Source organism: Mycobacterium sp. SM3041 (assembly GCF_039668335.1).
Lineage (GTDB): Bacteria > Actinomycetota > Actinomycetes > Mycobacteriales > Mycobacteriaceae > Mycobacterium.
The window spans coordinates 53,564-68,346 of the sequence record NZ_JAYXBQ010000001.1 but is presented as its reverse complement, the minus strand read 5'-3'; the positions used below and the strand labels follow the sequence as shown (position 1 = coordinate 68,346).

The window sequence follows — 14,783 nt, the reverse complement described above, 5'->3', positions numbered from 1 at the left end:
GCCATGGCCACTGTGCAGAGGCGTCATCGGGCTACGGCGAGTGCGTTGCCTTCACATCTGCGCGGTTGCGTATCGTTTACGTGCCCCCGTGGCGCAATGGATAGCGCAGCGGATTTCTACTCCGTAGGTTGCAGGTTCGAGTCCTGTCGGGGGCGCTCACCCGTCTCGGCCTCGATGACCGTGCGCGACGGCGCCGTCCGCTCCCACAGCACCGCCCCGACGCACGCCGTGACGACCCAGCCGGCGCCACTGATGCCGCACCACGTGAGCAGCGCCATCGCCACGCCGATCGGCCCGAAGTCGTCCCACCCGCGTAGCAGCGGCGGGAAGATCATCCGGGCGGCCAGCGGCAGGATGGTGCCCTCGATGACGACGCCCGCCAACCCCGCGAGCAGCAGCGCACGCCAGGCGCGGCCGCCGTCGCGCACGAGGAGCGCCGGGGTGATCGTCCAGAAGATCCAGACCGGGATCAGCGACACGGCGAAGAGCAGAATCTGACTCCACCCGTGGTGCTCGGCACCGAACGCGATCCGTTCCCGGACCCCGATCATCGTCAGATACAGGACGAACCACGTCACGCCGCGCCACAGCTTGCCGCCCCAGCCGAACGGTTCGCGGCGCCAGGCCTTGGCAAAGATGCCGGCAATGGTCATCGACATCGGGATGCCCCACACCAGGAAGCTCGCGACGCCGAAGAACGTCCAGTTGGACCGCAGACCCGACGCGCGGCCGAAGGCGGCTCGGACATGATCGGTCAGCGGCGACGCCAGACCGAGCTGCCGACTCACCACGACGCCGGGGCTCGCGCTGTCGGCGAACCCGGTGAGATAGCTGAAGCCGATGATCGCCAGCGGGATGACCGTGGTGAACAACTGCACCGACACCACGGTGCCCAGCGTGCCGCCGTCGATCTCGGTGAAGCGGTTCACGACGGCGACAATGGGCCGCAGCTGACGCAGCTCGGCCAGCTGCCGGTAGCGGTCTTCGACGCGCTGCCGCATTGCGGGCGAATCTGCGCCGTCGCTCATCACCCCTCCTATGGACCTGCGCATTGTGCCCGTTCAACGGCCGCCTCCGCGCAGAAACGGCATTCCAGCAGCAAAAATTCCAGAATCCCCCCGCCGGAATGCCGTTTCACCAACAGATAAGCGCCGGAATTTGTGCACCAAAATGCGCATCTGGCAAAAATCCCATTTATGAAATTCGCCGTCCAAAGCCGCTCCGCACAATCATTTATACAGACCCGATAATATGGCCCTATATCCGACGCCGATTCTCGGCGACCACCGTGAGGCAATTGGACCGTCGACACACTTGTGACGACTAAGGCACGCCGACCCTTGAATCGTCCAACCCATCAAAGATAGAGTGTTCTAGGATGCGTCATTCTGCACGGTCGCAGGGGTCTGGTTCCTAGTTGTTCTTGACCCGGGGTTCGAATCCCGACGTATTCCTATCAGGTCGAGGCCTCGCCACCAGCACGGTGGCGAGGCCTCGGCATTTCCGTAGCGGTTGCATAGCACCCCAACGGGTCTAGCGCTCCTTCGCCCCCATCCGTCGAGGCCGTCACCGCGCCGCACTAGTCGTTGTCAAGGCTCATCGCCAACATTGCAATAACGTCGATCCACGACGCTGCTGCCGCTACAATTTGCCGGCTGTCTTGACGCGCCATTGCCGCCTCATCAGAGGCCCCAAATTTGATTTCAAGATCAAATACCGAACCCAGCGCCGCGGGAATCAATTCCGACCCGCAGCGGGGCAAGTCGCACTCTATTTCTAGCCGTCCTATAGTTTCTTCGTAAATGCGCAATCAATTGCGATCAGAATGGTTTTCACCGCGCCATCACGTCTTTACCATTATCGGTATTCACCATGGATCGAATGTCCATGTCATCACTCCGCGATGGAGGCAGCAGATGCCCGTCCAAACTACGTATCCCGGGGTCTACATCGTCGAACAGATGTCGAGCTCGCATGTGATCTCGGGGGTGTCAACCTCGGTGACCGCATTCGTCGGGGCCGCCCGAAAGGGACCGGCGGATACCCCGACCGCCATCGGCAGCTTCGCCGACTTCGTACGAACATTCGGCGACTCCATCGACGCCACAGACCATCCGATGGGGCACGCGGTTTCGCAGTTCTTCGCCAATGGCGGCAGCCAGGCGGTCGTCGTACGCGCACTCGCATCCGATGCGCTACCTGCGTCCCGCGCATTGGCCGCAGCCAACGGGGTCCAAGTCACCCTCACCGCGAAGAGCCGGGGCGCATGGGCGAACGGGACCGGCTCGGGCGCCGCCCAGACCGGCATCTTTGTCCAAGTCACGGCCGCAAGTGTCAACCCCAATGACCGGTTCAACCTCACGATCAGTAATTGGGCGCCCGGCGTCGGGGCCGCCTCGCTGCTCGCCCGCGAGACCTGGAGCGAGCTGTCGATGTCGCCAAGCCATCCGCGCTTCGTCACCACCGCCCTGGCCGGCAGCGCGCTTGTCTCCGCGGAGGTCTCTGGCGCCGAAACCACCGCGTCCGCAGGACATTCCACGAGCAAGAACGATCTCTCGGCAGGCGTCGTGGGCCTGGCCCAGCGAACACTCCGCGTGTCCATCAACCAGGGTGCGCCACAGGATCTCGTGCTCTTCCCGACCGGCACCGCGACCGATTCCCACAACACCACCGACCTCGTCGGGTTCATCAACGCCGCAGGCCTGCCCCTGACGGCGTCCGACGACGGCGGAAAACTCGTGCTCACCAGCAACACCAACGGGGCGGACAGTGCCGTGGTCGTCGGACTGAGCGGCGCTCAGGACGCCAGCAGCCGGCTGACGATGGGCGTCGCGGCCGGCGGGACCGAAGTCTCCGGCAGTGCCGCCGACCGTCCCGCGGTCGCCGCGGCCGCCGGGCTCGCCAACGGCAGCGACGGCTCCAACGTCGACGCCAATTCCATCGTCTCGGCCACCGAAGGCGAGGGCATGCTGGCCCTCGACACCCTCAACTTTCCACGGTTCAACCTGCTGTGCCTACCCGGAGTGACGACCGTCAACGTCGACGCCGTCAGCACCGCGCTGGCCTACTGCCAGACCCAGTACGCATTCCTGCTCGTCGACCCCGACCCGAGCGTCACTGCGGCCAATGCGGTGAGCACTGCGGGACTGTTCGCCGCCGCAGGGCAGTACGGCGCACTGTACTGGCCGCGGCTGATCACCGCGGCCTCGACGCCCGCGGGGCTGCCACCCTCGGGTGCACTCGCCGGAATCATGGCGCGCACCGACAGCCAACGCGGGGTGTGGAAAGCACCTGCCGGTCTGGCCGCCGGGGTCGCGGGCGCGATCTCGACCGCCCATCCAACCAGCGACAAGACCTCTGGTGATCTGAACCCGTTCGGCGTCAACGTATTACGAAGTTTCCCCGGGGCCGGCCTGGTCGTCTGGGGCTCACGAACGCTCGCCGGCTCGGACCTCCGCGGTGACCCATTCAAATACGTGCCGATCCGCCGCCTCACGAATTACATCGAAGCCAGCCTTTATCTCGGCACCCAATTCGCGGTATTCGAGCCCAACGACCCGGTGCTCTGGGGCCAGTTGCGGCTCGCTGTCGGGGCGTTCATGCGTGGCCTGTTCAGGCAGGGCGCCTTCCAACAGTCCGAGTCCCAGGCCGAATCCGACAGCTACTTCGTCACGTGCGACGGCACCGTCAACCCCCAGCCAGAGATCGACGCCGGCCGCGTGAATGTCGTCGTCGGTTTCGCCCCCCTGAAACCCGCCGAGTTCGTCGTCGTCACCATCACCCAGATCATCAACACCGGAGACTGACATGGCCGAATTCACTGTCAACCCGAAGCGACACGACCCCTACAAGACGCACATGTTCCGGGTGAAATGGGACGGCGTGTACGTCGCCGGGCTGTCCAAGATGTCAGCACTCACGCGGGCGACGGCACCGGTCTCCCACCGGGTCGGCGGTGACCCTTCGCACGACCGGCGCAGCCCTGGCCTGACCACGTACTCGTCGGTCACCCTCGAACGCGGCGTGACCCATGACCCCGCATTCGAAGCCTGGGCCAACAAGGTGAGCAGCATCACCGCACCTGGCATCTCTTTGCCGGACTTCCGCAAGGACATCACTGTCGACGTCTTCAACGAAGCGGGCCAACAGGTCATCAGCTACCACCTGTTCCGCTGCTGGGTGTCCGAATACACCGCCCTGCCCGCGATGGATGCGGCTACCGCCGCCACCGCAATCCAATCGATCAAACTCGAGACCGAAGGCTGGGAGCGCGATACGTCGGTAACGGAGCCCAAAGAGCTGAGCGTGTGATCCCGTGAGCAGCGGCGCCGGTTACACAGACACCGCGCCGGCCGCAGACATCACGCTGCCGGCCGGCCACGGCGGCTTCCCACTATCGCGGTTGAAACTGTTGCGAGACTTGGATGTTGCCGACGGAGAACTCGTGCAGGCACTGGCGATACTCAGTGCCTGCGGCGTCGACGATTCCCCGGCACTCCCGTTGGGCATCGTCGACCGACTGCTACTGCAGGCCCACCGTGCGGTCCTCGGCACCGATCTCGAACTCGTCGTCTCCTGCGCGGACTGCGGAGTGCTCAACGAGCTGCCACTGGGGCCGTCCGATGTGCCCGACTATGCACCGAGATCGGGATGGTGCGGCCCCGGCGCCGGTGTCCGGGAGCCCGCCGCAACCGACCTCGTCGGCCTACCGACCGACCCCGACGCCGCCAGCCGGATCCTGGTGGAGCGGTGCGCGGTGGGTCCCGCCGAGGAGCCTCGTGACAGCGCGGCACTCGATTGGGCTGAACAATCACTGTGCGGCGCGGTCGAGTTCTCGTGTATCGAATGCGGCACGCGGATAACGGAATTCGTCGATGTGCAGTGCCTGGTGACCTTCGCAGTAGCAGCCGCGGCAGCCGAGGCCGACGTCGAGGTGCACCTGCTGGCTTCGCAGTACGGCTGGGACTTGGCCAGCATCGAAGCACTTCCCGAAGCACGGCGCAGACGGCTGGCAGCACTGGCCCGCAGCGAGGGCCGATGACCGTCACGTCCGGTGAAACCCGAAGTGCCGCCGTGCGGGGGCTGATCGCCCGCGCACAGCGTCCACCAGTTCGCCCGGGATCCGACGCGGCGGCCCAACAGCCGCCGGTCGCGCCCGTCGCCGAGCAGGTCACCGCGCCGACTGCCATCAACTCGCCGGCCGACCACACTGTCCCGCCGCCGCGGCCGCCCGCCATACCGCGCCCCACCGAGCCGCCCACGGCACCACCAGCGGCACCGCCCCCGGCCGCCGACGCCGGTCGACACGACCGGTCTTCGCCCGCAGCGCGACAATCCCCGCTACCACCGACCCTCAGCCCACCCCAGCCACCGCTGCTACCACCGCCGTCGCAGCCTGCGGCAACCACCCTTCGAGTAATTCGCGCGCACGATGCCCCACCCCGCGTCGCGCCCCACAGGCCGACGCCCTCGGATCGACCGGCATCGCTGCCCGCCGCAGCACCACCGCCCATCCGCGCCGACACGCCACCGGCGCCGACCGACATTCCTGCCGCTACGCACTTCACCCGCCGCAGCATCCGCGGCCCCGTCGCCCCCGAGGCCCCGCCTGAGCCGATCGCCGCCACGCGCGCCCACGCGTCCACCGACGCAGCATCCCTGTCCACGGCCGCTCAGCCCGAACAGCCGCAGCGCATACCCGATGCCCCCACCACGGGGCCGTCGACCGCCCCGGACGTATCGCCGCCTGTGTCGATTGGCGAGATCCACGTTCACGTCACCGCGCCGTCCGATTCCGCAGCCGACCCGATGACTCTCCTGGAGCCCTACGCCAACGGCCTGACTGCACGACGGGCGGTGCCGCTATGAGCGTACTGCCGGCCCCCGGAGCAGTGCTCTCCGGAGTGGACCTGGTCCTACAAGCCATCACTCGGGACGCCATTCCGAGCGCGGTCGCGGTCACCGCTGGGCCCCTCGACCGACCCGTTGGCGGACCACGGCTGAACTGGTTTCTCTACCGCATCGCGCCAGCAGCGTCGCACCTCAACATGGAGCCGCCCCAGACCGGATGGACCACCCGGCGCGGACGTCCCCCGCTGGCCCTGACGCTGCACTATCTACTGTCCGCGGATCCCGGCGAGATGAGGCCGGCCGGCAATGAGATCGAAGCGGTCCACGACGCGCTCACCGCGGTCATGCAGGTTTTGCACGAGAACCCGATCCTGGGCCCGGACACCGTGATCACCACCCCGCCGAACCACACCGTCGGCGACACCGCCGCTGCGCTGCGCAACCTCATCGAACCACTGCGGATCACGCTGGACCCGGTTCCGTTGGAGACCGTCACCGGACTGTGGGCCAGTGGTCTCAAATCGCTGCGGGTGTCGGTGGCCTACGAGGTGAGCTTGCTGCTGGTTCCGTCGCCGGTGCCTTTCACCCCCGGTCCACCGGTGCGCGAACCCGTCGTCGCGGTCAGCCCCTCCGTGGGTCCCCACGTCAGCGCCGTCGTGCCGCCGATCACCGGCTACACGCACCCGGTGCTGATCGTGGTCCGCGGTCTCGGCGATCAGGTCCTGGTACAGCTGTCGCGCAGTGCCGGCGATCCCGACGATCCGACCGACGGCCGCCCCAACCCGGCGACCACGCACAGCACCGGACCGTGGCGGCTCACCGCCGTGCCATCGGCGGCCGGCCTCTCGGTGACCCTGCCCAACAACCAACTCGTCCCAGGTATGCGCGTCCTCACCGTCACCAACCTGGCGTCGGGGCTGCCGGCGGGGACCGCAGCCGCCGCATTGACCGTTGCACCGGCCGTGATCAGTGCCGCCGCACCCTTGCACGCCGGCCAACCCGCCACCCTCCAGGTGGCTCACGTGCTGCCGACCGGAACCGTGAACTTCCTCGGCATGTCGGTGCCGTACACACCCGCAGGCGCAGCCACTGTCACTGCAACCGTGCCGGCCGGTGTCGGCGACTACGCCGGGCAGAGCATCGGCGTGTCCGTCACCTCCGGCACCGTGACCGGTCCCCCGACCGACTTGGCGGTGGCGCCATGACGACGGCCCGCGTGGCCCAGGACGGCGCCGACGCACCGGAGGCGTACCCGACGGCACTGTTGCACTACCGGGCACTGTTCCAGGACGCCCTCACCGGACTCGCCGCAGACGCGAACCGGGGCGACCGCCGTGGGTGGTGCCCCGCGCCGGAGCGGGTCGCGGACGAATCCGATGTCCTCGGCGCCCTGTGCACCTCGGCGATCGAAGAGGCGCTGGTCGCCGCCGCCTGGTGGTCCGTCGCCGACCCCGGTCTGGCCACTGCCTTCGGACACCTGCACGACGACGCCGGCCGACGCTACCCGAGCCTGGCGATCCTGCGGCTGTTGCTGGTGCATCACGGCCTGCGGATCCCGCTCGCGCTGCCCACCGATTCGGGCATCGTGGCCGCCGGGGTACTGCGCCCGGTACCCGACGCCGAATCACCGATCAGGCTGACCGCAACGGCGGCGCTGGCCCTGGACGGGTACCGGCCTGCCGTCCAACCTGTCGAGCCGGTGACCCCCCGGCTTCGGAATCCCGTCGCGCGCGCCGCCGCGCTGCTACAAGCGGGACACCGGGTCTGCGTCCGCTGCGGTGACAGCGAAGACGGCGCCGTTGTGGCCACCGCTGTGGCCGCCGCCACCGGCCGGCACGTCGAGTTCGTCGACACCGCACCGGCAGCGGAGCGGCCGGTGGCCGAGACCGAACTCCTGGCGCGGCTCGGCCATGTGCTGGCGGTCGGCGCCGGCAGCCACCCCGCGACCGCGCTGCGGCTCGCGGACGCGGGCGCCGCCGTCTCCCCCGGCTGGCAGACCGTCGACGTAGCACCCATCGACAACGACGGTGTGCACCGCGCGTGGCGACGCGTACTCGGGCACTGCGGGCTGGACACGTCGGCGGCCGGCGAACTCGCGGCCCGTATGCGCCTGCCCGAAGCCACCATCGATTCCCTTCACCACAGCGCCCGCGCAGCGGCCGAGGTGGCCGGGCGACACGTCACCATCGCCGACCTGCACAACGCCGTACGGGCACACCCGCAACACCGCATCGAAGGGCTGGCACGCCTCCTGCCGCCGTCGGTACGGCTGCGCGATCTCGTGTTCACCGACGAGACCCGGACCGGCCTGCACGACATCCTGGCGCACGCCCGGCACAGCGCTGCCGTCACCAGCGCGTGGCCCGGCGGAGCCGTCCGCGGCCGCGCGGTCATCGGCCTGTTCCACGGGCCGTCCGGCACCGGGAAGACGGCCGCCGCCGAAGCCCTCGCCGCTGAACTCGATCGCGACCTGTGGATCGTCGACCTGGCTCGCGTGGTCAGCAAATGGCTCGGCGAGACCTCCCACAACATCGACCGGTTGCTCACCGAATCGGCGCGCGGTGGCGCCGTCCTGCTGTTCGACGAAGCCGAAGGGGTGTTCGGCCGCCGCGGTGAGATCACCGACGCCCGCGACCGCTACGCCAACCTCGAAATCGATCACCTCCTGCAGCGCGTCGAACTCCACGACGGCCTGGTGCTGCTCGCGACGAACCGACCCGCCGCGCTCGACGACGGATTTCAGCGCCGTATCCGCGTCTCCGTGCGCTTCGACCTACCCGACGTCCAGGCCCGCCTGGAGATCTGGAAGACGTTGTTGCCCGCGCCGACCTGTGCCGACGACGTCGACCTGAGCGCCGTCGCCGACGCCGAACTGTCCGGAGCCTGCATCCGCGCCGCCGCACTCGCAGCCCTGGTCTTCGCGGCCGACGACGCGACGCCCGTCACCAATGCGCATCTCCTGCACGCCATCCGACACGAGATGGCCAAGAACGGCCGCACCTGGAGGCAACGATGACCCATCTGGACCGCCTCGACGTCTCCGTGGACAGCACGCCCGATCCCGGGTTGCTCCGGCCCACGATGGAAGCCGCCCTGTCCGGCCGCGCGCTGCCGCACGGTCCTGAGGCGACCATCGCGTCCAGCGTCGCCGCCGCGGTGCGCGCCGCGACCAGAGCGGAGTCCCGCCCGTGATGCGGGGCATGCTCATCTCGTTCTCCGACCCTGACATCGGGCTGGTGCCCACCTTCGTGCCGTTCCAATACAACCCGGCAGAGGTGACGCGCGTGCTCACCGTAAGTGGCGGTGCTCAGGGCGGGCCGGCGCTGCGAGTCGCCCAGGCGCCGGTCGAGAAATACACCATGAAGATCGAACTCGACGGTATCGACGCGGTGGACAAGCCGATCACAGGGGCGATGGGACTACAGCCCCTGCTGGCGACGCTGGAAGCGATGATGGAGCCGGCCGGGGCCGCCGGCGTCCTCGGTGCGCTGGTCGGCGCGGTCAGCGGCGCGGTGAGCTCGCTGACCGGAGGAGGCGCGTCCGCGGCACCGATCCCGGCGCCGTCGCTACCGCTGGTGGTGCTCGCCTGGAGCCCGGCCCGCATCGTGCCGGTGCGCATCGACAGCTTCAGCGCACACGAAACGGGCTTCAACTCACTGCTGTTGCCGGTGCAGGCCAACGTGGACCTCAGTCTGACCGTGCTGCGCCCCGCCGATCTGCCGAGCGACGTCAAGATGGCCAACTTCCTGGCCAACGCCTATCAAGCCGCACGCAGCGCCCTGGCCATCGCCGGCGTTGCCCAAGGCGTGGAGCTGATGCTGTGACCACCTCGCGCTACGCCGGCCAGGCGACCATCTCCGCACCCCAGGACGACGGCAGCACCCGTGCGCTCGGAGTTCCGCGGATCGCGCCCGCCCTGCCCGAAGCCCTGCGCTACACCGCACGCGCCGGCGACCGGCTGGACCTGCTGGCCGCAACCGTCCTGGGCGACAGCACCGGCTGGTGGCGCATCGCCGACACCAACCCCTGGCAGGACGCGCTCACCGACACCGAACCCGGCACGTCGATCGGCATGCCCAATGGCTGACACCAGCGTGAGCGTCACCGTCAACGGAGCGCCCATTCCCGACGCCGACCTGGCCCGGGTGCTATCGGTCGACGTGTCCGAAGCCATCGGCAGCCAAACCCAAGTGACCATCGTGGTCAGTGCCCTGGCCGACAGCACCAGCCATTGGACCAGCCCCCTCGACTCCCTGGTGGCACCGTTCGCCCCGTTCCAGATTTCGCTGAGCCGTGGCCCTGACTCGCTGGTCGTGCCCGCCCGTGCCACCACCGCCTCGTGGAACCTCTCCGCGGGCGGCTCCTCCACCCTGACCATCGCCGGCCTGGATTCCAGTGCCGACCTGGACCGAGAAGACCACGACCACGACTGGGGCGGAGTCAGTGACGCCGACATCGCCCGCACCCTGCTCGGCCCCGTCGCGACCCCACAGGTCGGCACCACCCCCGCACCCGACGGCACCGACCGATTCACGCCACACCAGCGTGGGACCGATTGGTCCTACCTCAAGGCACTGGCCGCCCGGAACGACTTCGATGTCTACCTCGAACAGCGCGACGGTCAACTCGTCGGCGTCTTCGACCACATCGATCCGCTGGCGACGCCGGCCACCACTCTCAACCTCGGTTACGGCGAACACGGCGGCACCGCCAACGTGTCGGTACAACTCGTCGCCGGGCAGAAGGTCAAATTCACCCACGGCGTCGACGGCTCGGGCAGCCAGCAGATCGCCGACAACGACGGCACCGGCAACGCGATGGGCACCCAATCGCTGGGCGGGGCGGTGACGGTGCTGCGCGACCCGGCCGATCTGGCGGGCACCCAACCGCCCGACGTTGCCGCGCGCGTCCTGGCCGAGCACAGCGCGTTCGCCGCGTCCCTGTCGGTGTCCCTGTCGACGCCCAACATGCCGCTGGTGCGGGCTCGGCGCACCGTGCAGGTTCGGGGTCTCGGTGACCTCGTGTCGGGTCCGTGGCTGGTCAAGTCCGTGCGCCACACCGTCACACCCGGCGGGCACACCCAAAACGTGTCGCTGACGCGCAACGCGCTCGGCGACCCGACGGCGTCAACTGGCGGCGGCCTGGGTGCTGCCCTGTCCGCGGCGGTGTCATTGTGATCGCCTCGGCCGGGAAGACGGTTCGACATGAGTGACCGCTATCTCGGGAAGTTCGCCGGGGTCGTCCTGGACAACGACGACCCCGCGGGAATCGGCCGCCTCAATGTCCAGGTGCCCGATGTGCTTTCGGGCTCCACCGGCTGGTGCTTGCCCGCGCTGCCGTACGCCGGGGACGGTGTCGGCCTGGCGATGGTGCCGCCGGTCGGGGCCCCGGTATGGGTCGAATGGCCGGCCGGGGACCTGGGAAAGCCTCCCGTGTGGTCCGGTGCGTACTGGACCAACGGCAACGGCGTCGCGGGCGCGGGCCCGGGCACCATCGTGCTCGTCACGCCTGGTGGCCACCGGGTCGAAGTGTCCGACGACAGCACCTCGATCACCCTGTCCGCGTCCGGCGGAGCCAGTCTGACGCTCGACGACAACGGCATCACCCTCGACAACGGGCAGGGTGCCACCCTGACGCTGCAGGGCAGCATCATCAGCCTCAACGGCGAATCCTTCAAGGTGACACAGTGACGCGCCCGGGAGCCCGCCGATGAGCGCGCCGCTGCTGACCACCAACGCGACCATCACCTGCCCGCACGGCGGACAGGGCACCATCGTGCCCTCACAGATCGCCGTCACCGCCGGCGCCGAGGTGTGCACCGAAGCCGACACAGTGCTCATCACCGGCTGCCCCTTCACGGTCGGTTCCAACCCCAGTCCCTGTCTCTCGGTGAGCTGGAGCAGCACCTCGACCGCATGCACCGCCGGCGGCGCCGCCGTACTCACCACCGCCAGCGTCGGCATGTGCATGAACGGAGCCAATGCCCCGCAGGGGCCCGTCGTCCTCGCGCCCGCCCAGACCGCAGCGACAGGAACATGATGATCACGCGCGCGCCGTGGCGCATCGTCGGACGCCGGCTGGTCCCGGCCGACTATCTGCAGCACCTGGACGACCTCGTCCGCGCCGTCGTGCTGACCGGCCCGAACGAGCGTCTGCATCACCCCGGCTTCGGCGCGGGCCTGGGCGCCTCGGCCCTGTTCGAACCACTGTCGCTGAGCCTCGAACCCACCGTCATCGCCCGCGTTCGCGGCAGTCTGATGGACGCTCTCGGCGACCGCATCCAGGTCCAGGACGTACAGGTCGACATCAATGACAGCACCCTGGCCGCACACATCACCTACCGGCCGCTGCCCGCCGGTGAACCGCGGACGGTGACCGCCGAACTCCCCAAGGTCGGGCCATGACGACGCCCGCCCCCGACCAGTACACACTGCCCCAGCAGCCCACTGCCACGGCAGTGGAACGCCCCAAGGAACTGTTCGACAGCGTCGACAACGTCGTCGGGCTGCGCGCCGGTACCGCGCGGCTCACCGCCGCCGGCCGGGTGATCGACGTGTGGCTCTACGGTGACCCGCCGGCCGCGTTGATCGACCCGGCCCTGTGGTCGTTGCGCCCGGCGCCGGGAGCACCTCGACCCGGCATCACCGCGGTCGCGACGGTTCCCGCGACGACCGATGCCGACGGCACCCCGATCCCGGCGCACCTGACCCTGTCGCTCGACACCGTGCGGCCCGGGCGCGGGGTGTACCAGCTGCGATTGGACCCCGCGGCAACCACAGCGCTCGGCGTGCCGGTCGACCCGCTGCGCGTGTACCTGCCCCTGGGTCTGCGCCCCGAATGCGGTGACCGCGGTGACTGCACCGAGGTACCGCCGCCACCGGCCAGAAACATCGCTCCCGATTACGACACCCTGGCTCGCGACTACCCCGCGTTGCGCGCGATGCTGATGGAACGCCTGACATTCGAAGATCCCACGGCCGATACCTCGGTGGCCGACTTCACGGTGACCCTCGTCGAGCTGTTTGCGCACCTCGGGGACCTCTTGCACTACCGGCTGGACCGTGTCGCCACCGAGATGTGGCTGGCTACGGCGCGCCGGCGCGCCAACGTGACGCGCCTGGCCCGCACTGTCGATTACCCGGTGTACCCGGCGATCAGCGCTGCCACCACGGTCCAGGTGGTCGTTGCCGACTCGGCCGGCAGCGATCCGCACGTCGACGTGCTCGCCGGCGACGTGGCCACCGACGCCGCAGCCGACGAGCCGGTCACCGCGGCAGCGACGTGCTTCACGCTGGAAACCCCGGCCAGGGTCTACCACAGCCACGCCGAGGTCGCGCTGTACGACTGGGCCGAAGACGACGCCGTGCTCTCCGCAGGCGCGACCAGCGCGGTACTTGTCCGGCCGGCGCAGTCCGCCGGCATACCGCTCGCCGACTGGCTGCCGGCCGGCGCGCTGCTCGGCTTCGAGGTCGTCGCCATCGACAACCTCCAAGCGCAGCGCGACTGGGCCCGCGCTGCCACGCCGACAGCAGCGCCGCAGTGGCCACGCCCGCCGCTGGCCAGCCGGCCCGCACAGGTCGTGCGCGTCACGTCGGCCGTCGCGTTCACCGATCCCCTGCGGCCGGCACTGCCGCTGGTGCGCGTCTTCTGGGACGGCGCCGAGGCGCTGCGCACGGCGGTGCCGGCCAGCGTCGAGATGCGCGGCGGCATGCGGGTCGGAGTCGCGCGACTCGGCCTCTTCAGCGCTCACCACGGTCTGCCGGTCGACGGCCCGGCCACGCTGGTGCCGGTCGACCGCCTCACCGGCCGGATCGCCGACCCGGCGACCGAGCAGGTCAGCGACTACCTCATGGTCAGCGCCGGGCCCGAAGCCTCGCCCGGGCTGTCCCACAGACCGGGGGGCCGGCCGTGGCTGCTCGAGGTCAGCGTGACGCTGCCCAACAAGATGACGGTGCCGGCCACCCGGGTGACCAGCCTGCTGCGTGCCCCCGCGGGAGGATTCTCGGTCGTCGTCGACGCGGACGACGAGCTGCCCGCCCGGCTCCGCTTCCGCACCGGCGCACTCGGGCTGACCCCGCCTTCGGGCAGCGTGGTGACAGCCCGCTACCAGGTCGGCGCGGGTCCGGCCGGCAATGCCGCTGCCAACGCCACCCATCGGCTGATCCGCAGCACCACCCCGGTCGGCGCACCGTGCGTCTGGCTCGACGTCGAAGACTCCACCACTGCCGTCGTGACGGCCCGCAACATCACCCCCGGCCGCGGTGGAGTCGCGGCGACGTCGCTGGACGACGTCCGCCGCGATGCCCCGCAGGCGTACGCGGTGGTCCCCCGCCGCGCTGTGCTGGTCAGCGACCTGCCCACATTCGCCATCGAGATACCCGGCATCGAACGAGCCACCGCCACCCGGTCGTGGTCAGGCTCCTGGCCGGTCGGCTCCGTCGCGTACGAGTCCCACGAAACCGATCTCGGTGATACCGCCGACCCGGTGGCGGCCGCCGCACTGGCATCGACCGTGCAGTCGACTCTCGACGGTGTGCGGATGTGTGGAACGGAAGTCATCACCACACCCGCTACCCCGGTCGGCATCCTGATCGCGTTGACGGTCTGCCTCTATCCCGGCAGCGACCCCGACTCCGCGCGGGCCGCGATCCTCGCCAGCCTCCGCCCCGGAACTCCCTCGGCCCCAGGACTTTTCGCTCCCGGAGCGCACTTGATGGGCGCCAGCGTGTACCTGTCGACCGTCACTGCCACCGTCGCCGCCCTGCCCCAGGTCGACGCCGTATCGGTGAACGAGGCGCGGCGCCTGACCGACCCATCTGGGACGGTCAGCACCGTGCTGGTGATGAGCCGCACCGAGGTGGCCGTCTGCGACGACGACATGAATCGCCCCGACCGAGGCCGCATCGTGCTGAGCATCGAGGGAGGCCGCTGAC

Annotated in this window: 16 protein-coding genes and 1 tRNA gene; all 17 read left to right on the top strand. The window is 69.3% G+C overall.

What is annotated here, in order from left to right; translation table 11 throughout:
• The first annotated feature begins 82 nt into the window (after nt 1–82).
• Nucleotides 83–155, top strand: a tRNA-Arg gene (locus tag VXD91_RS00285).
• A 19-nt stretch (nt 156–174) separates the two neighbouring features.
• On the top strand, nt 175–498 hold the full coding sequence (locus VXD91_RS00280) for a hypothetical protein (protein ID WP_346414333.1): 324 nt from the start codon (nt 175–177) through the stop codon (nt 496–498).
• Between the two features lie 8 nt (nt 499–506).
• The gene (locus tag VXD91_RS00275; RefSeq protein WP_346414332.1) at nt 507–1,148 is read left to right on the top strand and encodes a hypothetical protein; all 642 of its coding nucleotides are present in this window, start codon (nt 507–509) and stop codon (nt 1,146–1,148) included.
• Nucleotides 1,149–1,916: 768 nt separating this feature from the next.
• On the top strand, nt 1,917–3,806 hold the full coding sequence (locus VXD91_RS00270; protein WP_346414331.1) for a phage tail sheath subtilisin-like domain-containing protein: 1,890 nt from the start codon (nt 1,917–1,919) through the stop codon (nt 3,804–3,806).
• A 1-nt stretch (nt 3,807) separates the two neighbouring features.
• Entirely contained in the window at nt 3,808–4,311 is a 504-nt protein-coding gene (locus tag VXD91_RS00265) for a phage tail protein (protein WP_346414330.1), read from the top strand.
• Between the two features lie 4 nt (nt 4,312–4,315).
• On the top strand, nt 4,316–5,041 hold the full coding sequence (locus VXD91_RS00260; RefSeq protein WP_346414329.1) for a hypothetical protein: 726 nt from the start codon (nt 4,316–4,318) through the stop codon (nt 5,039–5,041).
• Nucleotides 5,038–5,868, top strand: a complete 831-nt coding sequence (locus VXD91_RS00255; protein WP_346414328.1) for a hypothetical protein — start codon at nt 5,038–5,040, stop codon at nt 5,866–5,868. The genes VXD91_RS00260 and VXD91_RS00255 overlap by 4 nt, the downstream gene beginning before the upstream one ends.
• The gene (locus VXD91_RS00250; protein WP_346414327.1) at nt 5,865–7,055 is read left to right on the top strand and encodes a DUF4255 domain-containing protein; all 1,191 of its coding nucleotides are present in this window, start codon (nt 5,865–5,867) and stop codon (nt 7,053–7,055) included. Before VXD91_RS00255 ends, VXD91_RS00250 begins: the two co-directional genes overlap by 4 nt.
• Nucleotides 7,052–8,866 carry an ATP-binding protein gene (locus VXD91_RS00245; protein WP_346414326.1) on the top strand — a complete coding sequence of 605 codons (1,815 nt, stop codon included), beginning with the start codon at nt 7,052–7,054 and terminating at the stop codon, nt 8,864–8,866. Before VXD91_RS00250 ends, VXD91_RS00245 begins: the two co-directional genes overlap by 4 nt.
• Complete coding sequence (locus VXD91_RS00240; RefSeq protein WP_346414325.1) at nt 8,863–9,042, top strand: hypothetical protein; 180 nt, start codon at nt 8,863–8,865, stop codon at nt 9,040–9,042. Before VXD91_RS00245 ends, VXD91_RS00240 begins: the two co-directional genes overlap by 4 nt.
• Nucleotides 9,039–9,674, top strand: coding sequence for a hypothetical protein (locus tag VXD91_RS00235; protein ID WP_346414324.1), 636 nt, complete (start codon nt 9,039–9,041; stop codon nt 9,672–9,674). The genes VXD91_RS00240 and VXD91_RS00235 overlap by 4 nt, the downstream gene beginning before the upstream one ends.
• Nucleotides 9,671–9,937, top strand: coding sequence for a hypothetical protein (locus VXD91_RS00230; protein WP_346414323.1), 267 nt, complete (start codon nt 9,671–9,673; stop codon nt 9,935–9,937). Before VXD91_RS00235 ends, VXD91_RS00230 begins: the two co-directional genes overlap by 4 nt.
• Nucleotides 9,930–11,027, top strand: a complete 1,098-nt coding sequence (locus VXD91_RS00225; protein ID WP_346414322.1) for a hypothetical protein — start codon at nt 9,930–9,932, stop codon at nt 11,025–11,027. The genes VXD91_RS00230 and VXD91_RS00225 overlap by 8 nt, the downstream gene beginning before the upstream one ends.
• A 27-nt stretch (nt 11,028–11,054) precedes the next feature.
• A complete protein-coding gene (locus VXD91_RS00220) occupies nt 11,055–11,540 on the top strand; it encodes a phage baseplate assembly protein V (RefSeq protein ID WP_346414321.1) in 486 nt (161 codons plus the stop codon).
• 19 nt (nt 11,541–11,559) lie between these two features.
• Entirely contained in the window at nt 11,560–11,889 is a 330-nt protein-coding gene (locus tag VXD91_RS00215; protein WP_346414320.1) for a hypothetical protein, read from the top strand.
• Nucleotides 11,886–12,254 (top strand): hypothetical protein, encoded by a 369-nt coding sequence (locus VXD91_RS00210; RefSeq protein WP_346414319.1) that lies wholly within the window; start codon nt 11,886–11,888, stop codon nt 12,252–12,254. Before VXD91_RS00215 ends, VXD91_RS00210 begins: the two co-directional genes overlap by 4 nt.
• Nucleotides 12,251–14,782, top strand: coding sequence for a hypothetical protein (locus VXD91_RS00205; protein WP_346414318.1), 2,532 nt, complete (start codon nt 12,251–12,253; stop codon nt 14,780–14,782). The genes VXD91_RS00210 and VXD91_RS00205 overlap by 4 nt, the downstream gene beginning before the upstream one ends.
• Nucleotide 14,783: the final 1 nt, after the last annotated feature.